The 23,732-nt window shown below is 43.6% G+C and carries 17 protein-coding genes and 1 pseudogene; 12 read left to right on the top strand and 6 right to left on the bottom strand.

The features are described from left to right. Nucleotides 1–79: 79 nt before the first annotated feature. Together AC1DXF_RS04635 and AC1DXF_RS04630 are read right to left on the bottom strand one after the other, a co-directional pair. On the bottom strand, nucleotides 80–694 hold the full coding sequence (locus AC1DXF_RS04635) for a trimeric intracellular cation channel family protein (RefSeq protein WP_477446605.1): 615 nt from the start codon (nucleotides 692–694) through the stop codon (nucleotides 80–82). A gap of 446 nt (nucleotides 695–1,140) precedes the next feature. Continuing rightward, nucleotides 1,141–2,382 carry a dicarboxylate/amino acid:cation symporter gene (locus AC1DXF_RS04630; RefSeq protein ID WP_477446603.1) on the bottom strand — a complete coding sequence of 414 codons (1,242 nt, stop codon included), beginning with the start codon at nucleotides 2,380–2,382 and terminating at the stop codon, nucleotides 1,141–1,143. Nucleotides 2,383–2,858: 476 nt separating this feature from the next. Here AC1DXF_RS04630 and AC1DXF_RS04625 point away from each other — a divergent pair, with 476 nt between their 5' ends. Both AC1DXF_RS04625 and AC1DXF_RS04620 read left to right on the top strand, forming a co-directional pair. Continuing rightward, the gene (locus AC1DXF_RS04625; RefSeq protein ID WP_477446601.1) at nucleotides 2,859–3,437 is read left to right on the top strand and encodes an HD domain-containing protein; all 579 of its coding nucleotides are present in this window, start codon (nucleotides 2,859–2,861) and stop codon (nucleotides 3,435–3,437) included. A 10-nt stretch (nucleotides 3,438–3,447) separates the two neighbouring features. Continuing rightward, nucleotides 3,448–4,326, top strand: a complete 879-nt coding sequence (locus AC1DXF_RS04620) for a YitT family protein (RefSeq protein ID WP_090651951.1) — start codon at nucleotides 3,448–3,450, stop codon at nucleotides 4,324–4,326. A 197-nt stretch (nucleotides 4,327–4,523) separates the two neighbouring features. Here AC1DXF_RS04620 and AC1DXF_RS04615 read toward each other — a convergent pair whose 3' ends face one another. The 4 genes from AC1DXF_RS04615 to AC1DXF_RS04600 all read right to left on the bottom strand — a co-directional run bounded on the left by AC1DXF_RS04615 (nucleotide 4,524) and on the right by AC1DXF_RS04600 (nucleotide 8,375). Continuing rightward, the gene (locus AC1DXF_RS04615; protein ID WP_477446599.1) at nucleotides 4,524–5,567 is read right to left on the bottom strand and encodes an adenylate/guanylate cyclase domain-containing protein; all 1,044 of its coding nucleotides are present in this window, start codon (nucleotides 5,565–5,567) and stop codon (nucleotides 4,524–4,526) included. Next, nucleotides 5,567–5,944, bottom strand: a complete 378-nt coding sequence (locus AC1DXF_RS04610; RefSeq protein WP_477446597.1) for a response regulator — start codon at nucleotides 5,942–5,944, stop codon at nucleotides 5,567–5,569. Before AC1DXF_RS04610 ends, AC1DXF_RS04615 begins: the two co-directional genes overlap by 1 nt. Nucleotides 5,945–6,024: 80 nt before the next feature. Then, nucleotides 6,025–7,395 carry a sensor histidine kinase gene (locus tag AC1DXF_RS04605; protein ID WP_477446596.1) on the bottom strand — a complete coding sequence of 457 codons (1,371 nt, stop codon included), beginning with the start codon at nucleotides 7,393–7,395 and terminating at the stop codon, nucleotides 6,025–6,027. A gap of 104 nt (nucleotides 7,396–7,499) precedes the next feature. Further along, on the bottom strand, nucleotides 7,500–8,375 hold the full coding sequence (locus tag AC1DXF_RS04600) for a helix-turn-helix domain-containing protein (RefSeq protein ID WP_477446594.1): 876 nt from the start codon (nucleotides 8,373–8,375) through the stop codon (nucleotides 7,500–7,502). Between the two features lie 146 nt (nucleotides 8,376–8,521). On the opposite strand from AC1DXF_RS04600, the gene AC1DXF_RS04595 reads away from it, so the two are divergent. From AC1DXF_RS04595 to AC1DXF_RS04550, 10 genes and pseudogenes are all read left to right on the top strand, one after another. After that, a complete protein-coding gene (locus AC1DXF_RS04595; RefSeq protein WP_477446592.1) occupies nucleotides 8,522–11,752 on the top strand; it encodes a DUF1553 domain-containing protein in 3,231 nt (1,076 codons plus the stop codon). 7 nt (nucleotides 11,753–11,759) lie between these two features. Further along, nucleotides 11,760–13,262 carry a DUF1501 domain-containing protein gene (locus tag AC1DXF_RS04590; RefSeq protein WP_477446590.1) on the top strand — a complete coding sequence of 501 codons (1,503 nt, stop codon included), beginning with the start codon at nucleotides 11,760–11,762 and terminating at the stop codon, nucleotides 13,260–13,262. 595 nt (nucleotides 13,263–13,857) lie between these two features. Further along, complete coding sequence (locus AC1DXF_RS04585; RefSeq protein WP_477446588.1) at nucleotides 13,858–14,961, top strand: twin-arginine translocation signal domain-containing protein; 1,104 nt, start codon at nucleotides 13,858–13,860, stop codon at nucleotides 14,959–14,961. Nucleotides 14,962–15,080: 119 nt separating this feature from the next. Then, nucleotides 15,081–16,502, top strand: a complete 1,422-nt coding sequence (locus tag AC1DXF_RS04580) for an alpha-L-fucosidase (protein WP_477446586.1) — start codon at nucleotides 15,081–15,083, stop codon at nucleotides 16,500–16,502. A gap of 303 nt (nucleotides 16,503–16,805) precedes the next feature. Next, complete coding sequence (locus tag AC1DXF_RS04575; protein ID WP_477446584.1) at nucleotides 16,806–18,854, top strand: BatA domain-containing protein; 2,049 nt, start codon at nucleotides 16,806–16,808, stop codon at nucleotides 18,852–18,854. 28 nt (nucleotides 18,855–18,882) lie between these two features. Then, nucleotides 18,883–20,133, top strand: a complete 1,251-nt coding sequence (locus AC1DXF_RS04570) for a dihydroorotase (protein ID WP_477446582.1) — start codon at nucleotides 18,883–18,885, stop codon at nucleotides 20,131–20,133. A gap of 6 nt (nucleotides 20,134–20,139) precedes the next feature. Then, nucleotides 20,140–20,808, top strand: coding sequence for a hypothetical protein (locus AC1DXF_RS04565; RefSeq protein ID WP_477446580.1), 669 nt, complete (start codon nucleotides 20,140–20,142; stop codon nucleotides 20,806–20,808). A gap of 31 nt (nucleotides 20,809–20,839) precedes the next feature. Beyond that, on the top strand, nucleotides 20,840–21,415 hold the full coding sequence (locus tag AC1DXF_RS04560; RefSeq protein ID WP_477446578.1) for a DUF4199 domain-containing protein: 576 nt from the start codon (nucleotides 20,840–20,842) through the stop codon (nucleotides 21,413–21,415). Nucleotides 21,416–21,618: 203 nt separating this feature from the next. Then, on the top strand, nucleotides 21,619–22,176 hold the full coding sequence (locus AC1DXF_RS04555) for a DUF4199 domain-containing protein (protein WP_477446576.1): 558 nt from the start codon (nucleotides 21,619–21,621) through the stop codon (nucleotides 22,174–22,176). A gap of 1,219 nt (nucleotides 22,177–23,395) precedes the next feature. Further along, nucleotides 23,396–23,732, top strand: a pseudogene (locus tag AC1DXF_RS04550) (OmpA family protein); the annotation flags it as partial.

The raw sequence follows: 23,732 nt of genomic DNA, 5'->3' as shown, positions 1-23,732 counted from the left end.
GTTTTTATTGTCATTTCCACTTCAGAATTCGCAAGATTTGACCGTTCATGATGACAATTAGTAGTCGTCTTAAACAAGGCTAATGCCATTCTTCCCTATAAACAAATTTGGGCATTTGCCAGTTGTATTTGATGGATAGCAGGCGTAATGCCAGTCCAACACTACAGGCTATTACAATGGCAACCGGATCGCTTGCGCCAAGATATTCTATCCCTAAATAAACAGCCCCGGTAACTATCGATGCACTCGCATAAATCTCTTTGCGGAATAGTAAAGGTACCTCGTTACAAAGCACATCGCGCAGCACGCCGCCGGCACAGCCCGTTATCATGCCACTTAATAATACAATAGTAGCCGGCAGGCTTATTTGCTGTGCTATCTGGCAGCCTATAATGGTAAATACCACCAAACCCAGCGCATCCAGGTACAGGAAAAGTGTTTTCATTTTGGTCATCAGGCGGGCTATAATGGCGGCCAGTATAGCTGCGCCGGCGGTTATTACCAGGTATTCGGGGTGCTCAACCCAGCTCATGGGGTAATGATTAAACAGGATATTGCGTACAGTGCCACCGCCTAATGCAGTTACCCAGGCAATAATACAAACGCCCACCCAATCCATATCCCTGCGCCCTGCCGATAGGGCAGCGGTCATGGCTTCGGCAATAATAGCTATGATGTATAAAATATGTAGCATGGCAGATGTGATGTTTCACAAATATAATCAATCTGTTGGCGTGAAGTATGTGGGCAAAATTGATGGTGAAAACCCTTACAAATTAATTGAATTCCACAACTCCAATACATGGTAAAATAACATGTAAACTGTTTTTTTTGTGGGTAAACAGTACAAATTTACGCGCTTCCTTTTATATTTCAAAAACACCGTTTATTCATGCATAAACAAGTAAAAATAAGGCAATTAATGTACACTTTTCAGCAATAAATGCGCTATTTATTGACACAAAAATAAAATGAAAATTTTTGCAAAAAAAATCAGAAAAAGCAACATGAAAAATCGGGTGTCTGAAATTTAAAAACTGCCAGGTTAGCGGTCGCGGCGTGCCGGTGACCGGGGTAAAGTAAATCAGGGCAATAAAGTAATTAACCTTTCAATCCGTCAGGAACAATATAACCAGGCAACTAAATTTCTGTCAACTCCTTTACAGGTTCAGGGCCCATCCAATTCTTGCCGTCGACGAAACGGGAAATCAACATGGCTGCCACGGTATCGCCGGTGGCATTCAGCAGGGTGGCCATGGGGTCAACCAGTGTGCCTATGATCATAGCCGGAGGTAAAGCCTCTGGCGGAAAACCATAGGCCGATATAAACAGTAATTCGCCTATATAACCGCCATTGGGTATGCCGCCTTCAACAAGGCTTACCAGTACGGTTAAGGCCAGCGCCACTACGATGGTTTCTACATTATTAAAACTTTTACCAAACAAGGCAAACACCACCGCCATTTTTACGATGGACGATATGCTTGAACCATCTTTATGCAAAGTGCCACCCAGGGGGATGCTCACGTTGGCGATAACATCCCGGATGCCCATTTTTTTTGCGGCATCTAAATTTGCCGGGATGGTAGCAATACTACTACAGGTGCCTACTGCTGTAGCCGATGGGATAATGTTGTTTTTCCAGTACCTTTTTACCGCACCTACGCCGCCCGCTATAAAAGCGTAAAGGCTAAATATGGCCACAAAATAAAACGCGCCCACACCATAGTACAAAGCCATTGATCTGGCGTACCCCCCAAATAGCTGCGGACCGAATACGCCCACCTGGTAAGCAAAATAAGCCCCCAAACCAATTGGCCCCAGTTTCATGATCAGGATAAAAATATTTTTAAACACCTCGTTACCGCTATGCAAAAAGCGGGTAAAAGCAGCGCCTTTTTCGCCGGCATTAAGGGTGGCAAAGCCAATCAGTACCGAAAATATGATCATGGCCATCATGCTTTTGCGCGATAGCAGCTGGTAAAATTCGCTGGTAGTAAAAAGGTTGGTGAGCTGATCGCCTAATGGTTTTTTGTCTATAGCTTCGGTTATAGGGTTGGCCACCAAATGCTGATGGATAGGGAAGATCCAGATGGCTATAATAGTGATCATAGCCGCTACCAGTACGGTGCCCACAAATACCAGTGAGGTTACCCCCAATAATTTACCAAGCTTGTTTGTGGCATCCAGCCCGGCAATGGCCGATGCTATGGCAAAGAAAACCAGGGGGACTACGGCTGTGAATAACAGATTCAGGAAAATATCGCCTATGGGTTTGATAATACTTACCTTATCGCCTAAAAAAATGCCGGCGATACTGCCAACTATGATACCGGCCATCAGCAATATGATGCCCTTGTAGTTTTTGAACCAATCATTCATGTAGCTAATATAGTTTTTTACACGTATACATCAGCATGGGGCGTACCCGCGTCAGGTAAGTCGCGTTGAAACTTTTAAAACGCGAGCGCTATTTAAAAAGGTAGCCTCTACGAGGCAAAAAAAGATTTCAGATAAATATTGCTACAAACAGGTAGCCTCTACGAGGCAAAGCTTGCTTGCTAAAATGTGTCTTGTTCTGAAAGGAGTTTACATAAAAGTAAATGCTATCGTCCTAAAGAAAGCTTACAGTTTTTTTATAATTCTGCTAAGTATTTACAGGCGATAGTGTGCCTTGTAGAGGCTACCCGTTTGTAGCAACAAAAACAAAAAATATTTTGCCTCGTAGAGGCTACCCATCATCCGACAGGCAAACTATAAAGGCGAATCTCCTGGCATCTGCGTAACTTATTTATGCCGGCGCATCACATTCATGTACAATAACTCATTTTATTATATTAGCAGCCAATTTATAACCAATGCAGATTGATAAGGCCGGGGAATTTATCCTGGATAAAATAAAACGCGAACTCCCGGTATACTTTTACTACCACAACGCTACCCATGCGCAGGATGTATACAACGCTGCTAAACAGTTAGCGTTGGGCGAGGGTATCGATTTAGCAGACACTACTTTGCTGCTTACAGCCGCCCTGTTTCATGATTCGGGTTTTTTGTATGGACTGGATGATCATGAAACCAACTCTTGTAAAATAGCCCGCGAATGCCTGCCGGCCTTTAGTTATACAGATGCCGAAATAGCCGTTGTTTGTGAAGTTATTATGGCTACCAAAATACCACAGAAACCGCATAACAAGCTGGGCGAAATTATTTGTGATGCCGATTTGGATTATTTAGGCCGGAATGATTTTTTTATCCTTAGTAAAAGGTTATTTTCGGAACTTGAAATAACCCATAAACTGAAAACAGAACAGGAGTGGGATAAACAGCAGGTAAGCTTTCTGAAAAGCCATCGCTATTTCACCAAAACAGCTATCGGTTTAAGAGAAGCTGAAAAAGAAAAGCACCTGCGTACAATAATTGAAAGATTAAAATAAAGTACTATACATGACTAAACCGGAACATAGTTTATCTGAAATAATTAAGGATGTAGTAACCGTAATTATCGGGATTTTATTTTGCGGATTTGCCCTGAAAGGTTTTTTGGTACCTAACCAATTTTTTGATGGGGGTGTAACGGGTATATCCCTGCTCATTCATGAACTTTATCACATCAACATCGCTTTTGTGATCATAGCTGCCAATATTCCGTTTATCATTATGGGAATGTTCCAGGTGAACAGGTCTTTCGCGCTCAAAACTTTTGCCTGCGTAATAGGGCTTGGGGTTTGCTTGCTGTATGTGCCTTATCCGGTTATTACATCCGATAAGCTACTGGTATCCATATTCGGCGGCGTGTTTATGGGCCTGGGGGTTGGCCTTTCCATTCGTGGCGGCTGCGCGTTAGATGGGATAGAGATCCTGGCACTTTACACCTTAAAACGCAGTAGTTTTACTATCAGCGAGATTATTTTAGGCATCAATATCATCATATTCCTGATTGCCGCATTTGAACTTGGCTTGCCAACCGCATTATACTCTATATTAACCTACTACACGGCATCCCGCACCATCAGCTTTGTGATTGATGGTTTGGAGGAATACACCGCCGTAAATATCATATCGGGGCAAAGCGAGATCATCAAAGAAAAACTGGTGATGGAACTGGGCCGGGGCATCACCATATATAAAGGCGAGCGCGGCTTTTTAAAAGAAAGCTTTGATGTACACCAGCCTGTTGATATCATTTTCACCGTAATAACCCGCTTCGAGGTACGCCGCCTCAAAAACCTGGTGCATAGTATCGATCCCAAAGCATTTGTATTTACCAACAGCATCAAAGAAGCAGCTGGTGGGGTGTTGAAGAAAAGGGTTAGGGAGCATTAGTTTTTAAGTAGTAAGTATCAAGTAATAAGTATCAAGATTTTTAACTTTGGATAAAGAGCTTTTGGACTGCGGGGATAATATCAGCGGTCTCAATACTGACTACTTGATATTAATTATTGCAACAGACTTGATACTTGCGACTTGATACTAATTGTTGCAGCAGTCTTGATACTTACTACTTGATACTTACTACTATCCTAAGAAACTACCTCATAAATCTCCACGGGCAATGCCTTATTCTTCAGCGCCACTTCGCCAATCTTTTTTAGTTCGAAGGATTCTTTGGCTTTGTGGTAAACTTCTTCGGTAACAACAATCTGGTTGGCCCTGGCTACACCTTGCAAGCGTTGGGCAAGGTTTACGGCATCGCCAATTACGGTATAATCCAGGCGTTTTAATGTAGCGGAGCCAATGTTGCCCGATATCATTTCGCCCGAATTGATGCCAATAGATACATCTGGTTTAAATGTTTTATCGCCATAAACTATGGCTTCGGTGCCATGCATTTTTTCGCGCACGGCAAGAGCGGCGTCAATGGCACGGTCAAGGTGGTATTCGCCCCTGAACACCGCCATAACAGCGTCGCCCATAAATTTATCAATATGGCCGGTTTGCGCTATAATTTCCTGCACCATCATGTCAAAAAGCTTGTTAATCAAGGTAACAACGGCGTTGGCCGGTACATGTTCGGATATGGCCGTGAAGCCGCAGATATCGATGAATAAAACAGTGGCGTCAACCGTCTCGTTGCTCAGCAGGCTTGTTTCAAACTCCTTATGGGTCATGAAGTTGAGCACATTCTCATCCACATACATTTTAAGGATGTTGTTCTCCTTAATGGCCTGCATGGTTTTTTTTAATTCCAGCACATGCATCAAAGTTTTTTCGATGGTAATATCCAGGTCGTCGAAATTTACCGGTTTAACCACAAAGTCAAATGCGCCGCGGTTCATGGCAGTGCGAATATTATCCATATCGCTGTAGGCCGATACCATTACAGCTTTTATAATAGGGTTGGCTTCGGGCAGTTTGGTAAGCAGGGTAAGGCCATCCATTTCGGGCATATTGATATCACTCAAAATCATATCAATTTCCGGGTCTTCGGCAAGTTTGCTTAATGCTTCAAAACCGTTATGGGCGAATACAAAATCATATACTTTTTCACGGATCTTTTTCCTGAATTTTTGTTTAATCAATAATTCCAGGTCCAATTCATCATCAACCACCAGTATTTTGGCCATTATTGTTCTAGGTGTTTTAGTTTTTCTTTTAAATTATTAAAATCAAGGGGCTTGGTTAAAAAGTCATTAGCGCCCAGCTCCATCGATTTTTGGTAGTTTTCATCATCGCCATAAGCAGTAATCATCATGACCACCGGTGGCGGTTTTTCGTAAGTGTGCCTTATTTTGTCAAGCAATTCCAACCCCGTCATGCCGGGCATGTTAATATCGGACAGGATCAGGATCACTTCCGAATGGTTAATCGCCAAAAACGACATGGCTTCCTCGCCCGATTGGGCGAAATTAAACTCGATATCGCCGTTTTTTATCTCTTTGCGAAAGCGTTGCAAAAACAATGGTTGTACATCAGCCTCGTCATCAACAACAAGTATTTTCATAGTTTTATTCTCGTTTCAAATTTAGGTTTTGTATTGATTTAACAGGCAGTTAAAACACGATTGTTACGGCTGTTTTGCCGTTAATTGGCTTTGACATCGGGAATGGTGATCACAAACTTAGCAAACTCGCCCTCGGCAGTCTCCACTTTTAAATCTCCGCCATGGCCTTTGGTAATAATATCATAACTCATAGATAGGCCTAACCCCGTTCCCTGTCCCGTAGGTTTAGTGGTAAAAAATGGTTGATATATTTTATCCAATACCTTTTGTGGTATGCCGGTACCATTATCGCTTACGGTAATTTCAACGGCGTTTGGTAATTTTCGGGTAACCACCGTTACAGTAGGCTCATAACCGGCAATGTTTTGCTTTTTCTTTTCGGCTACTGAGTAAAACGAATTGTTAAACAGGTTTAGTAAAACCCTCCCCAAATCCTGCGGAATGGCTTCAATTTTACCAATATTGTCGTCGAAGCTGGTTTTCATGCCGGCGTTAAACATTTTGTCTTTTGCCCGCAAACCGTGGTAGCTCAGGCGCAGGTATTCATCGGCAAGGGCGTTAATATCGGTCGGCTCTTTTTTGCCCGTGGTGGTGCGCGAATGCTGCAGCATCCCTTTTACAATGGCATCAGCACGTTTGCCGTGCTGGTTTATTTTGGTTAGGTTTTGAGTAATATCGCTTATGATGTCATCAGCTTCCTGTTTAATATCGTCGGGAAGCTTGCTTAATACCTCATCCTTAAGTTCGTCCAGTAATTCGATACTCACCTCGCTAAAGTTGTTTACAAAATTAAGCGGGTTTTGAATTTCATGGGCTATACCTGCGGTAAGTTCACCCAGCGATGCCATTTTTTCCTGTTGTACCAGTTGTGCCTGGGTGCTTCTTAGTTCGGATAGGGCGAGTTGCAGTTCTTCTTTCTGGTTGGTGAGTTCGGCGGTACGTTGCTTTACTTCGCTTTCCAGGTTAACCTTCATAGCGGCCATCATCCGGTTTTGTTCCTCTTCGTTACGGCGTTTTATCCGTTCTGTTTCAAGTGCTTTGGCTTGTTTGCGGTTTATCCACCACATGGCAAAAAGCCAGAGCACGGTAAAGTTTACAAAGTTGTTGAAAAGTTGGTCGTGCTCCTCATGGAATTGGGGTACAACCAACAATATAAGGTCGCTGATAATAACAGCGGCGGCAAAAGGAAGCACCCAGTTAATAATGGACCTGTTTTCTTTAAATTCAGGCCTTGTAAAAGGCAACGAAATTAGCCAGACTAACAACATGTGACCTGCCCACCTGATGAGCCCTTCTTTTTCAAGAAAAATGCTCCCCATCATTATGGCAGCAGCGCCATATAAAACATACATCAGGTACTTATCCCATTCGCTAACAATACCCCTGTCTTTTAAGCTTTTGCGTAGCTGGGTACAAAGAAAAATGGTTACAGCAGGTTCTACTCCTATCATAAAGAATCAAATTTTCAATTTGCGCCCAATGTTTAGGCAAACAATTTTAAAACTAATATTTTATTTGCATTAATCAGAATTTAATAGCGAAATGGGCTAATTCTCTACATCACCAGGCTGTTTTTTTTATATGATCCGGGTGTTTGCCCGGTAATATTCCTGAATATCCTCGAAAAATAAGCAAGGCTCTCAAACCCGGTCTCGGCAGCTATTTCATAAAAAGGCAGGTTAGTTGTGGTAAGCAGTAACTGCGCCCGTTCAATGCGTTTTGATTGGATATAGGTTAAGGGCCGTTCGCCGGTATTCTCAAAAAACAGGCGCGAGAAATAGTCAGCATTATGGTTGGCGCGTTTGGCCAGCTGGGCAACTGTGATGTTCTGGTGCAGGTTGGTTTGTATATAATTGATAGCATCAGATATTTTAGAGTGGATGATGCTTTTATCCTCCATCAAAAAAATATCCGGTTTTAAAAATATCGATACCAATTGCAAAAGCAAGCCGTAAGTTTCCATATAAGCCGAGGCATGCGTCAGCTGGTTCAATTCCTCGAAGTTTTTTTGCACCGGGCGTTTTTCATATACTTTGGGATTGTAGGATATATACAAACTCCTGTTAGGGTTTAACTGCAGTATACGCTTAAAACATGCCAGGGCATTATCGGCAGCTTTTAACTTGAATATTTTACGGTTTGATGAAAATAATGATGCTCCATCAACAGATTCTTCGGCAAAGCAGATATAATACTGGCTTAAATAATTGTCGCAATAATAGTTGCAGGTAGTAAAACTCGGGATAAGATAAACAAAGCCGGGCTCCAGTTTAATGCTGCTATCGGCATTATACAGCACACCTTCGCCGCCGTCGATATAATACAGCCGGTAAAATGTACTGGTCACGTTTTTATAGTTCCAGTTTTTGTTCAGCTCTACATGATCAATGTTCAGTAAATTGAATGTCGATCTTAAAACGCTTTTGTTCATACCTATAAGGGAATGCAAATTAATAAATTTATCGCTATAATGTTCTGTTAAAGTCGGGTTTGTGCAAATTGATGTGGCCTTTGTGAAATTTTTAATCAGTAGCTCCCCGTAGATTTATGCTGATTATAAAACCGATAAATTTTATTATGCTGAGGTCTTTTTTAGTGACGCTAAGTGCCGTAATGGTAACAGGCAGCGGTTTATTTTTTTATTCATCGGCTGTCGACTTGCCCGCCGATGTGCAAAAAGCATACGATGCCTTGCCGCCAACGGTTGATTATAACATTGATGTAAAGCCCATACTATCCAACAAATGCTTTGCCTGCCATGGTCCCGATAAAAACAAGCAAAAAGCAGGTTTAAGGCTGGATATAGCTGCAAATGCCTACGCCGAAATACCCGACGATATAGGCGTGGTTGCCATTAAACCCGGCGACCTGCAGCATAGCGAGGTGGTTAAACGTATCTTATCAACCAATTCAACCTACCTGATGCCGGCTCCCGAATCGCATCATACATTGTCGGCTTACGAAAAGGCTGTCATTATAAAATGGATAAAAAACGGGGCTGTATATAAACCCCATTGGGCCTTTGTAAAACCGGTAAAAGCAGCCGTACCCGTGGTTGATGGCGTTGTGAATAACCCTATTGATAATTTTGTGCTGGCCGGGCTTAAGCGGCAAAACCTGCTGCCATCTAAAGAAGCCGATAAAGAATTGTTGTTGCGCAGGCTGTCGCTTGACCTTACCGGTCTGCCGCCGACATTAAAAGAAATTGATGATTACTTAAAAGATACATCACCCAATGCCTATGAAAAACAGGTAGACCGCCTGCTGGCATCTCCCCATTATGGCGAAAAAATGGCGGTGGACTGGCTGGATGCCGCCCGTTTTGCTGATTCGCATGGGTACACGGTAGATAGGATAAGGGATATGTCGCCCTACCGCGATTGGGTGATTAAGGCTTTTAACAGCAACTTTAGCTACGATAAATTTATCCAGTGGCAGTTGGCCGGCGATTTAATGCCGCACCCAACAAAAGATATGATCATCGCTACCGCCTTTAACCGCAATCACCAGCAAAATATGGAAGGCGGCGTTGTTGAAGAGGAATACCAAACCGAATATGTGATTGACCGTACCAATACCTTTGGCAGCGCGGTATTAGGCATGACCGTAGGCTGCGCCAAATGCCATGATCATAAATTCGACCCGATATCGCAAAAGAATTATTACCAGCTGTTCAGCTTTTTTAATAACGTAAAAGAGGCGGGGCAAATATCCTGGGACGATGCCTTGCCAACGCCAACATTAATGCTGCCAACAGCTCAAAAGGAAAAAATACTTGCTTTTATTAATGACAACATCGCGCAGCAAAAAAACACCATTGCCCAAACAGAAAGTAAGGCTGTAGCTGATTTTGATAAATGGCTTGCCGATGGCGAATATAAAAAACTGGCCACTGAAAAAATCCCTGCCAATGGCTTACAGGCCTGTTTTAATTTTGATAAAGGCGACCTGGCAAGCAACGTGAATACTAAAGACATCGGTACCATGAAACGCGAAGGCGGCCAGGCCGGCGATGCACCTTTATTTGAGGCTAAAGGCGATGGCAAGGCATTGGCCTTAAATGGCGATACCTGGCTGGATTTGAATAAGATTGGCGTATTCCGCAAGTCGCAGCCCTTTAGTATCGGTGTTTGGGTTAACATTCCTAAACAGTTGGGCGAAGGTGTTATTTTCCATAAAGGTAATTCCGAACGGCTATACAATTTCAGGGGCTATCATTTATACCTCAAAAATAATAAGTTGGAGCTCAACATGGCCCACACCGGGCCTTCAAATTCAATAACCCTGGTTACTGTTGATGATGTGCCGCGCGATAAGTGGATACAGCTTACTGCCACCTATGATGGATCGTCAAAAGCGGATGGTTTTAAACTGTACCTGGATGGCAACGAGATGAAAATGGAAACAACCATGGATCGGCTTACCAAGGACATTTTATTTATAGGCGATAGCCAGCCGGGCTTACAGGTTGGCGCATGGGAACGCGGGCGTGGTTTTAAAGATGGAAAGGTAGATGATATTGTGGTGTACAACCGGACCCTTACCGCTTTCGAGGTGAAAATATTGGCCCAAAAGGATAGCTGGCAGCAGGTGGCTGCAAAAAGCAAGGAGGCCTTAGCCGCCGATGATATTGGTAAGCTAAAAACCTACTACCTTACAGCCGTTGACCCGCTGATGCTTGCCGAAACAAAAAAGTTAACCGCTTTGCGCACTACTTTATCAGATTCGACCGAAAACGTGGCCGAGTTGATGGTGATGCAGGAAATGGCTAAGCCTAAAAACTCGTACCTGCTTAACCGCGGCAATTACGATATGCCCGGCGAACAGGTTTTTCCCAACACGCCAGAAGCTATATTGCCATTTGCGGCCGATTTGCCTAAAAACAGGTATGGCCTGGCGCAATGGGCTACCAATGCCGATAATCCGTTGGTAGCAAGGGTAGCGGTAAACCGTTTGTGGCAAAACTTTTTTGGAACCGGCCTGGTGAAAACCAGCGAGGATTTTGGCAACCAGGGCGAAATGCCAAGCCACCCCGAATTGCTGGATTGGCTGGCCACTACATTTGTTGAGCAAGGCTGGGATATGAAAGTTTTGAATAAACTGATCGTGATGTCGGCTACATACCGCCAGGATTCACGGCCGGCTAAAGAGGCCGCCGAGAAAGACCCTGAAAATCGCTACCTGTCGCACGGCCCGGCGTATCGGATGCCTGCCGAGATGATCCGCGACAATGCCTTATTTGCCAGCGGGTTGTTAAATACCCAAATAGGCGGCAAAAGTATAAAACCATACCAGCCCGCGGGTTTATGGGAAATTAACAATACCACCTACACGCCGGATACAGGAAAGGCGGTGTACCGGCGCAGTTTGTACGTAATTGTAAAACGATCTGTCCCCAACCCAACACTTGCTACTTTTGATGCGCCATCGCGAAGCTATTGTATTATCCGCAGGCAAAAAACCAATACGCCATTGCAGGCATTGGTAACCCTGAATGATCCTACGTTTGTGGAGGCTGCCAAAGTTTTGGGCGAGCAAATGACCCGAAACGCTGATGGCAAGGCAGCTATAGCTACCGCCTACCGCAAACTAACCAGCCGGAACCCAACCGCCGAACAAGTAAGCCTGTTAATGGCCCTGCAACAGGCGGAACTCAAGAAGTTTAAAACACACCCCGAGAAACAAAAGGGCTGGCTTACTGCCGGCCAATACCGGGTAGATAAAAAGCTGGACGGCGCTTTAATAGCCGCCAATACCGTGGTGGCCAGCGCCATTTTAAATTCAGATGCATCATTAACCAAAAGATAAAACACCCATGTCGGATTTTCACCATGATGAGGAATTCAGGTTGCATACGCCGGAATTCGATGAGCTTCACCGGAAGATGGACAGGCGCAATTTTTTAACCAAAACTTCGCTGGGTTTGGGCGCGCTGGCCGTTGGATCGTTGTTTGGCAACAGTGTTTTTGGCAGCCCGCTTAAACGTCCCGGCAGCCTGGAGGATGATATTTTGAGCGCCCTGCCGCAGATTGCCCCAAAGGCCAAAAGGGTAGTATACCTGTTCCAGGCAGGCGGGCCATCGCAATTTGAAACTTTTGATTACAAGCCCAAACTGGCTACCATGCTTGGCCAAAACCTGCCCGATTCGGTGAGGCAGGGGCAAAGGCTTACCGGCATGAGCGCCAACCAGAGCGTGCTGCCGCTGGCCCCATCGTACTGTAAATTTAACCGGCACGGCCAAAGCCAAACCTGGATGAGCGAGCTGATGCCTTATACCGCGCAGGTGGTAGATGAGCTATGTATCGTAAAATCGCTGTATTCGGAAGCTATAAACCACGATCCGGCTATAACTTTCCTGCAAACTGGCAATCAGCTGCCGGGCAGGCCATCGATAGGTTCCTGGATTAGCTATGGTTTAGGGTCAGATAATCAAAACCTGCCTACCTTTATTGTACTGGTTTCAAAAAACGCACCTAAAGATCAGCCTTTGTACGCCCGGCTGTGGGGTAACGGTTTCCTGCCATCCAAATTCCAGGGTGTGCAGTTTGGTTCGGGTAAAGACCCTGTTTTGTTCCTGAATAACCCCGAAGGCTATGATGGCGCCGATAGAAAGGAAATGCTGGAATACCTTTCTAAACTCAACAACCTGCAAAACGCCGCGTATGCCGATCCGGAAGTAGATGCCCGCATAGCCCAGTATGAAATGGCTGCCCGCATGCAAACATCGGTACCCGAGGTAATGAGCACCGCCAATGAGCCCAAAGAAATTTTTGACATGTACGGCCCCGATAGTAAAGACCCCGGCACCTATGCTGCCAATTGCCTGCTTGCGCGAAAACTGCTGGAAAAAGATGTAAAGTTTGTGCAGTTATACCACCAGGGCTGGGATCAGCATAGCAACCTGCCATCGGGCATAGCCGGCCAATGTAAGGCAACCGACCAGGCTACGGCAGCGCTGATAAAAGACCTGAAACAACGCGGCATGCTGGATGATACCCTGGTAATATGGGGCGGCGAATTTGGCCGCACCGCATACTCCCAAGGCAAACTAACTGCCAATAATTATGGCCGCGACCATCACCCGCGCTGCTTTACCATGTGGATGGCCGGCGCAGGTGTAAAACACGGCATCAGCTACGGCGAAACGGATGATTTTAGCTACAATATTGTAAAAGATCCGGTACATGTGCACGATTTCCAGGCCACGCTGCTGCACCTGATGGGTATCAATCACGAGTTGCTTACCTACCAGTTCCAGGGCCGCCGTTTCAGGCTAACAGATGTAGAGGGCAAGGTGGTGAGGGATATTTTGAGTTAGTATCATTTTTAGTATCAAGTAGCTAGTATCAAGTATCAAGATTTTTACAGGCGTTCCTCTGGAACGCTGAAACACCCGGAACGGTGTGGAACGCCTTGGTTTTGATAGTCAGGGGCTTATGAATTTAAAAAACGACATATTGAACGCATTGTGGCTGATAATCAATGTTTTAATAAAATTAAAATTTGGTTTTTTTTATGCAAATCAATCGGATATTAGCGAAATTGAATTCGACAGTGAAATTTCCATTAAAACTTAGGGCAGCAATGATCGTGGCATTTTAAGAGATAAGTAAAGTTGAGATATAAAATTCAAATTTATATCTAAAAATATTCAGATATTAGAAACTACGTTAACCAATTAAACAATTATAAAAGAGCCAGCCACGTTCCGCAGCTATCTTGATACCTGCTACTAACTGCTTGATACTATTTTATTAACCAATTAAAAAGCCAACCGCGTTCCGCAGCTATCTTGATACTTGCTACTAACTACTTGATACTATTTTATTAACCAATTAAACACCAATTGAAAAGCCAACCGCGTTCCGCAGCTGTCTTGATACTTGATACTTACTACTTGATACTATTACATTATGGAAAGAAGGAATTTTATAAAAAACTCGGCCATCGCGTCGGCATTGGTGGCTGCTGCGCCGGTAAATAGTTTTGCTATTTTGCACAAGGACCTGCAACCCGACGACCAGACCATAGGGCAGGGGGGATACACCTACAAAGCCGATAAAGGCTGGGCCAAGATCAGCGTAAACAGCCATCCGCTGGCCAATTGCCACGAAATGGTCCAGGACAGTAAAGGTCGTTTGATCATGCTGGGCGATCATACCCAAAACAACATCCTCATTTTTGATAAATCGGGCAAACTGCTTGATTATTGGGGCACCGCATTACCGGGTGGCCATGGCTTAACCATCAGCAAAGAAGGCGGCGAAGATTTTTTGCTGTTGACTGATTGCGGCTGGGCAGTTGACAAAACGGGTAACTCGTACGGGCAATCGGGCCAGGTGCTGAAAACCACTGTTGATGGTAAGCTGATATTTGCCATTGGCCACCCACGTACCATTGGCGTTTATAAGGATAATGAAGCCTTTAAGCCAACCGAAACCGCGGTAGCCCCCAATGGCGATATTTATGTGGCCGATGGTTACGGATCGGATTATATTATTCATTACGACAGCAAGGGGCAGTATATCCGTCATTTCGGCGGGCATAATAATGCCAATAAAGACCATAACCTGGTGAATGCGCATGGTATCACGGTTGATACGCGCGATAAAAATAACCCTACGCTCATTTGTACCTCGCGCGAGGAAAACTGCTTTAAAGTGTTTACTATGGATGGCAAATTCATTAAGCGTATTGATATGCCGGGCATGTATGTTTGCCGGGCCGTAATTAACGATCAAAATATTTACGCCGGTGTGTGCTGGAGCAAGGATGCCAGCGGCAGCAGGTTTGATTATTCGGGTTTTGTAACCATCCTGGATAAAGACAATAAAGTGATATCAAACCCGGGCGGTGCCGCGCCTGTATATAAGAACGGTGTTTTACAGCCTACTTTACAAGCGTCAAGCCGCATTTTTCAGCACGGGCACGATGTATGTGTTGATGAAGATAAAAACGTTTACGTATGCCAGTGGAATGCTTATCATACGGCTCCGGTTAAATTAACAAGGGTGTAAGTTAAACAGGTGCATTGTCAATATCGTTGAATAATATGCCAATATTAATCCAATTTTAATTACCTGTTTTTAACAATCTTAGCTATCTCAAACACCTGACTAAATTAATTTAGCAAACTATGATTAACAGCACTACCAAAACAAAATTAATCCCGTTCTTAATAAGCGCGCTTATTCTAAGTATAACCAATTTAAACGCCCAAAGCGTTTCAAAAAAGCAGTTGCCGCTTTCGGAATTGCAACAAAAATTTGTCGACCTGCGTTTCGGCATGTTTATCCACTTTAATATCCCAACCTACCAAAACGCCGATTGGCCCGATCCTGAAACTCCGGCATCTCTATTCAACCCCACGAAGCTGGATTGCGTGCAATGGGCAAAGGCCGCAAAATCGGCCAATATGAGCTATGGCTGTTTAACTACCAAACACCATAGTGGCTTTTGCATCTGGGATACCAAAAGCACCGATTACAATGTGATGAATAGCCCGTTGAAACGCGACGTGGTTAAAGAGTATGTTAAAGCTTTCCGGGATGAAGGTTTAAAGGTGATGCTGTACTACTCTATTTTAGATACGCATCACAAATTACGCCCCAATATGATCCAGCCAAGGCATATCGATATGATCAAAAAGCAGATCACCGAATTGCTTACCAACTACGGCCCTATAGAAGCTTTGATTATTGACGGCTGGGATGCACCATGGTCAAGGATCTCTTATGACGATGTTCCTTTCCAGGAAATCTATCAATTGGTAAAATCATTGCAGCCAAACTGCCTGATGATGGATTTGAACGGCGCCAAATACCCCGGCGATGGTTTGTATTATACCGACATTAAAACTTATGAAATGGGCGCCGGTCAGCGTTTATCAAAAGAAACCAATAAAATGCCGGCATTAGCCTGTTTGCCAATCCAGGCCAACTGGTTTTGGAAAACAGACTTCCCTACAACGCCAATCCGCGATGTAAATAAATTTGTTAATGAAACCCTGATCCCGCTTAATAACGCCAGCTGTAACTTTATCCTGAACGTTGCACCAAACACCGACGGTTTAATGGACGATAACGCGCTTGCCGGCTTAAAGCAAATAGGGCAGCTATGGAAAAATGAGGGCCCGGTAGGCAAATTGGGCGAAACAGGCCCGCCGATTGTATCGCATAACCTGGCTAAACACGCGCCAGCCAACTCAAGCTGGAGCGATGACTCTGAAATTATGGATTTTGCCAACGATGATGATTTTGGAAGTGTATGGCAATCAAACCCAAGGGTAAAAAATCCATGGTACGAAGTTACCTTAAAACCTGGCCAGCCTTTTAATACCGTGGTGATATTTGAACGCAAACCCAACATTAAAAAATACAAACTGGAATACCTTGACGGCGCCACCTGGAAAACCTTGTATGAAGGCGAGAACCTAAGCCGCGTTAAAGTAAACCGTTTTGCCCAGGTAAAGGGCGACAAAGTGCGCATGTCTATCGAAACCTACGATAATGCCCCAAGCATAGCCGAGTTCCAGGTTTATAATGAGCCGAAACTATAAAGAATTATTTGAGGATTTGAAAATTTGAAGATTTGAAAATGACTATTGTCGTACGAGTAACATCAGGTAAAACCTGAAAAAAATGTTACGACGTGCAACGAAATATAGCTAAATCAATGCCCTAAAGTACCGTCATTGCGAGGCACGAAGCAATCCCCGACATGCTAAGGTCCACATAGTTCGCGATTGCTTCGTTTATCGCAATGACATAAATATCAGGTTATTCCGATTTTCAAATCCTCAAATCTTCAAATTCTCAAATAAATTCTATCATTTGCTCATCTGTATTCTGCACATTTGTAAATGCACTTCATCTATCCGGCTTTTTTATTTGCATTGCTTACGTTAGCCATCCCGGTGATTATTCACCTGTTCAACTTTCGGAAGTTTCAGAGGGTTAATTTCAGCAATGTTCAGTTTTTAAAGGAGATCCAGGAGCAGCAATCGTCGCGCAGGAATTTAAAGGAGCGATTGATATTGGTGTCGAGGCTGCTGGCTTTGGCATTTTTGGTTTTTGCCTTCGCCAGGCCATTTATTCCCGGGCAAAACGCCACTGCGGCGGGTAAACAAAATGTGGTAAGTATTTTTGTTGATAATTCATACTCGATGCAAACCCTTAACCGCGAGGGATCATTATTGGATGACGCCAAACAAAAGGCTAAGGAGATAGCATCTGCCTACAATATCAATGACCGCTTTCAACTGCTCACACAGGATTTTGAAGGCAAACACCAGCGTTTGCTGAGCCGGGATGAGTTTAACGACGCTGTCGACCAGGTGAAAACCAGTCCGCAAAGCCGCAGGTTACAGCAAATTATCAGCAGGCAGCAAAGTTTACTGCTAACTCAGCCAGGCATTACAAAATCGGCTTATATTATATCCGATTTGCAAAAAAATATGGCTGATAAGCCACTGAAGGCAGATAGCAGTATCGCTTATAGTTTTATTCAGCTTAAAGCCGGTAACCTGCCAAACGTAACTGTTGATTCTGTTTGGTTGCTCAGCGCTATTCATCGCCCCGGCGAAAGCGAGAAGCTGGTGGTGCGCCTGCACAATTACGCCGGTGAAAAGGCCGGGAAGATTCCCTTAAAAGTATTGATTAATGGCGAGCAAAAGGCTTTAGGCAGCTATACCGTTGCGGCGCGATCGGTACAAAACGATACCTTATCATTTATGGGCCTGCGGGCAGGCTGGCAGCTGGGCGAGGTGCAATTGCAGGACAATCCTATTACTTTTGATAATAAATTCTATTTCAGCTTTAACGTAGCACAGCAGATGCCTGTTTTACTGATCGACGCAGGCATAGCCAACCCATACCTGAAAGCCGTTTTTGCTGCCGATCCTTTTTTTAAAGCCCAACGGGTTCCCGATGGTAATGTGGATTACGCCGGTTTAAGCATTTATCCCTTAATTCTGATTAGCGATATTAAAGCAATATCTACAGGCCTGGCGCAGCAGTTAAAAATTTATGTATCCAAAGGTGGCACGCTGGTTGTTTTTCCTTCGGGCGAGGCTGACCTGGCCAATTATCGCTTGTTCCTGCAAGGAATAAACGCCGCTTATCCCGAAAAATTAATAACCGAAATAAGTAAGGTCTCCGTCCTCAACCGGCAAAGTCCGGTATTCAAAAATGTATTTGAAAGCTTTCCGCAAAATCCCGATTTGCCGGTGGTAAAAAAATATTACCAGTTGAGTGCTGCCCACGGCGCTGCGGATAACCTGATGACGCTGACGGGCGGCCAGGTATTCTGGGCCGGCTATAACAGCGGCAAAGGCAAAGTTTATGTAGCGGCCGTTCCCTTAGATGAAGAATTTAGCAACCTGCCACGGCACGCTTTATTTGTGCCCGTATTGTTCAGGGTAGCTTTACTAAGTGGCCATGATATGCCGCTTTTTTACACCCTTGGGCAGGATGATGCTTTGGAGGTGCCCCCTGTAGAGGTTACCGAAAAGCAATTGCTTAAATTAAGCAAAGGCGAGCAAAATACCATACCGGATGTAAGGCAGCAGGAGGGGAGTACGTTATTGTACGTATCTGATCAATTACATGAACCGGGTATTTACACTTTAAAAAAACAAGACAGCACCCTGGCTACGCTGGCTTTTAACGACAGCAGGAATGAATCGGATATGACTTACCTGGCCCCGGCCGCTTTAAAACAATTTATGCCAAAGTCAAGCGCCTTAATTACAGGAGGTAACGCTTCGTTAAAAGGTATTGTTGCCGAAACAAATTTAGGCACACAATTATGGAAACTTTGTATAATTTTGGCATTGATTTTTCTGGCCGCCGAAATTGTGCTCATCAGGTATTTTAAGCCGGGTGTCGCGGCGGTAAAGCAGCCGGTTTAATCAACAAAAAATCCTTAAAGCGGTGCTAATGAATTTGCTTATCAAATCTGCCACTATCCTTGATCCCGGATCGCCCTTTCATCAACAAATTACCGATATTTTAATTGAAAACGGAGTTATCGTGCGCATTGCCGATGATATTGAAGCCGATGCTAAATTGGTTGAAGCCGGGGGCAAATATGTTTCGCCGGGTTTTTTTGATTTGAACTGCAACATAGGCGAATTAGGGTTAGAAACCAAGGAAGATATCACATCGGGTACGCGGGCCGCCGCCGCCGGAGGTTTTACCGGCCTGGCCATGATGCCAAACACTGCAAACCCCGTGCACTCCAAAGCCGAGGTTGAATACTTGATTAACCGTTCAAGAGGGAACCTGGTGGATGTTTATCCTTTAGGCACCATATCGCACAAACGCGAAGGTAAAGACCTTGCCGAAATGTATGATATGTTCCTGAGCGGTGCCAAAGCTTTTACTGACGGTAACCGCCCCGTGCAGGACGCCGGTTTGATGGAACGTGCTTTACTGTATGCACAAGGTTTTGATGCGATGGTATTCTCGTACCCCGAAGATACCGCTATTGCAGGCAAAGCCAAGGTGAATGAAGGCGAAATCAGTACCCTGTTGGGCATGAAAGGAATCCCCTCATTGGCCGAAGAGCTCATGATAGCCCGCGACCTTTACCTGGCCGAGTACACCGTATCTAAAATACATTTCAGCACCATATCAACCGCCCGCTCTGTCGATCTTATCCGCGAAGCCAAACGCAAAGGGTTGGAGGTTACCTGCGATGTAGCGGCACATCACCTGGTACTTACCGATGAAGCTTTATTAGGCTTCGACAGCCAGTATAAAGTAAAGCCGCCATTGCGTACTGCGGATGATGTAAAAGCGCTTATAAAAGGTTTAAAAGATGGTACAATTGATGCTATCGTATCGCAGCATACCCCGCACGAAATTGAATTTAAAGATGTGGAATTTGAAGTGGCTGCTTATGGCATGGTAGGTTTCCAAACTGCGTTGCCGCTTGCGCTTAAGGCGGGTTTACCGGTTGAATTGCTGGTAGAAAAGCTGGCCATTAACCCACGCGAAATACTTGGTGTAGCTGTGCCGGTAATTGCCCAAGGTGAAAAAGCCAACCTGGTACTTTTTGATGCCGGTGCCGAGTGGGAGTATAATAGTAAAAGCAACGTATCAAAATCGGTAAATTCACCCTTCATTGGCGATACCTTAAAAGGAAAAGTGCTGTTAACATATAACAACAAACAAATATCTAAATAGAAAAACATGATAGATCCAAAAATAGAAACTGCCTTCCAGGCGGCCTTAGAGGCATTTTCTAAATATAACAGCTTTGATGCAACCGTACTAACCGGCGATTTCGGCGATGTTTTTATATCCGACGAAGATTTCCTGACCAAAGTTGACGCTTTGGACGAGGTATTTGATAATAATCCACAGGTGGAGGTCCTGCGCGAGGTGTTTTTTGATCTGTTGATGATCAACTTTTTTAGCGCTGATGTTAAAAAGCTGGAAGAAGATTACCTGGATACCCCCGAGTGGGAAGATATTGAGGAACAGACCCTTGACCGTGGTACCGAACTGCTAAACATGCTCCTGTACCTGAACGAGTGCGAAGATGAAGATATAGAGCCCGAACTGGAAGACTATTTAAAAGAATTTTTGTTGGTTGATGAAGACGAGTTTCAGGATGAATACCGTATTTATGAGCCTATAATAGCTAACCAGATATTGATGGAAAGCCCGGTAGAAGAAATTGCCAATGTAGCCAACAGCCTGCCCGAAGATTCTGAACTGGCCGAGCTGTTTTACCCGGTAATGTGTTTTTTCCAAAATACCGATCCATCGCCCGAAGCAAAAGCTGTAATAGCCGAAAACGCTTTAGAGCCGGATTTTGATATGGCTGTTTTAGAGATATTGGTAAATTTTCAATAGGTTTTAATAATAGCCTGAATTACGTGTTAACATGACTGAAGAAAGAAACAAAAAGATAAAAATACAGGGATTAATTAACGGACTAATATTGGGTGCTGTATTGTCTGTAGTAAGTATCCTATATTTTTATTTTATGATACAGGTAGCAAAAACGGCTGTTGCAGTAACTGTAGGATCGGTGGTGTTTTCATATGTATTGCCAATTGGCATAGCCATTCTGTTTTGCATGAACCTCCGGAAAAAAATAGGAGGGTACTGGAATGTGCGGCAGGCTACTACCGGCATCTTTATCATGTTTTTTGCTTCCTACCTGGTAGTGTTTATTATTAAAGACAAAGTGTTTGCGAAAGTAATAGAGCCCGATATGGTTCAAAAAACTGAAACTGCGATGATAAACGCGCTAAATAAACTTAAGGTAGAACACCCGGCAAACGCCAAGGATGTGGATGCCAAAATAAGCGATATGAAAAAGGCCTTAGAAGGTGAAAAAAGCATCACCATAGGGCAGCAAATTCAGTCATTTGGTATAACTATTATATTTCTGTTTGTTTTAGCATTAATTTTTGCTGCTTTTTTTAAGAACGAACAGCAGCAATATAGTTCATGAGCCAATGATGCATTAGCTTAATTAATAAGTATATATGATTTTTACAGGCCTTTTCTCACCCGGAAAGGCCTGTTTTAATTTGGTGTTATTGCCTTACATGCAGATGATTTGCCAACAGGTGTATTAAATATATTTGATGGGACTTAGCTGATTTATAAAATATTAGTTAATTTAGGGAAACAAAAAATAAACCTAACAATCTCATGGAAGTAAAAAAAGCAAGCCCATCCGCCCCCGCAATAAAGTGGGCTTTGATCAATCTGGTAACATCAATAATTATAACATATGTTATTCAATTTGCAAATCTCGACCCCAATTCGCCGGTTAAGTACATTGGATTAATTCCGTTCTTTGGCTTTTTATTATTAACACAAAAAGAATACAAAGACCAACTTGGCGGATTTATGACCTTTGGACAAGGATTTTTGTCGGGTTTTTTATACTCCGTTTTTACCGGTATTTTATCAGCAATATTTCTTTATTTATACTACGCCGTATTAAGCCCCGAAATGGTGGAAAAAACGGTAGCCTCTGCACAAGCCCAACTGGAAGCAAAGGGGATGTCGCAGGAACAAATTGATGCGGCGATGAATATAACCCGTAAATATTTTGCAGTAATAGGCGCCGTTAGTGCTGTTTTTGGTTCGGCTATAATGGGGGTAATTGGAGCTCTCATTGGTGCGGCCATATTTAAAAAAGAGCGTTCTCCGTTTGATACCCCCGGATATAACGACCCGGAGCCGCTTGACTCACCCGTGTAATATGATACAACTGATCTTATAACAATTCAACAGGCCTTTTCTGAATAAGAAAGGCCTGTTTTGCTTTCCGGGCCCTGCAAAAATACTATTGCGGCTTATCGCAGCTATAGAGTGGCAACCTGGCTAAGCTTGATATACGCCGTATGAAGCACGAAGGATATGTCAGTTGTGCATGAGCGATAGAAAAGTTTGCCGATAGGTGCTTCGTATGTACTCATAATAAGTTTAAAAACGAGAGGCATCCCGTCCGTTAACTAACGGATCAGGATCCCACAGGACAGATGACCCGCATGAAGTACACTTAGCATGTGGGGTGCCGAAACAAGTTCGGCATGACATTGGGGATTAATTAAGATACTTCGTGCCTACCCATAACAACTCAAAAAACGGAAGTCATCCCGAACTTGTTTCGGGACCCCACAGGACAGTTGACCCGCATGAAGTACACTTAGCATGTGGGATGCCGAAACAAGTTCGGCATGACATTGGGGATTAAATCGTATATCATTCTCCCTACCCATGACAAGTTTAAAAACGGGAGGCATCCCGCCCGTTAACTAACGGATCAGGATCCCACAGGACAGATGACCCGCATGAAGTACACTTAGCATGTGGGGTGCCGAAACAAGTTCGGCATGGCATTGGGGATTAAATTGTTGTCGCCCTCTTTCAGCATTTTACGAAATTTTATCACTCAGGACGACTTCCGTTTTTCAACTTGTTATGGGTAGATGCTAAGTGCAACGCATTTACCGAAACCCTAAAAAAGAAAATGGACAGCCGACTATACAATTTATGGTGCATTAGTGACCGAATACGGCAACTGATGTAGCCTATTGTAGACAGTTTGTATAGTTTGAAATAAACTGGGAAACAAGCCGGCATACACGAAATTTTCCGGTTAGTTAGCTTGGTTGAATTAATTGCATCTCTATAACATCCTTATTGTGTATCGAAAATTTAAAATTTGAAAGCAAACTTTCTAATTTTGGCGTCTTTTTTGCTTGGATAGTAAAATAACAAAAAAAGCAGATAGAATAGAGGTGCAGGATTAATTACAGTTGACCCGGTAAATAGTTTAAAATTTTAACTTTATAGCTATTTAAATTTCATAACTGTAAATCAATTTTCATTGTTCGAAACAATTTGTTTTTTAAAAAGTTATAGGTGATTATAAAGGCTATTATAAGGCTGATAAAAAAACAACAACATAAAAACTATGAATTATTCTACATTAAAGAAAACAGTCGCATTGTCATTTGCTTCTTTGATGGTTGTAGGTATGGCTAATGCTCAAACCGATTCCACCAAAACCGCAACTACTACAACGTCTTCTGAGGCATCTACTGCCAAGGTATTTGGTGGTATCGGCCAGTACAACACACTTAGTATCGGCGTTAGCGTTGGTATAACTGATGGATTAGTGCCATTTACAATTAACACCACTAACAAATTTGCAGTTGATTTGGGTTACGGTGTTTCGTTAAGGCAGCAATTATCGCACACCTTTAGCTTACAATTAGACTATTTGGGTGGTAAAGTACACGGTAAAGACG

The organism is Mucilaginibacter sp. P2_A5, from assembly GCF_056404995.1.
Note: the sequence above shows the minus strand (reverse complement) of the source record. Positions and strands in the feature narration are given on the sequence as shown.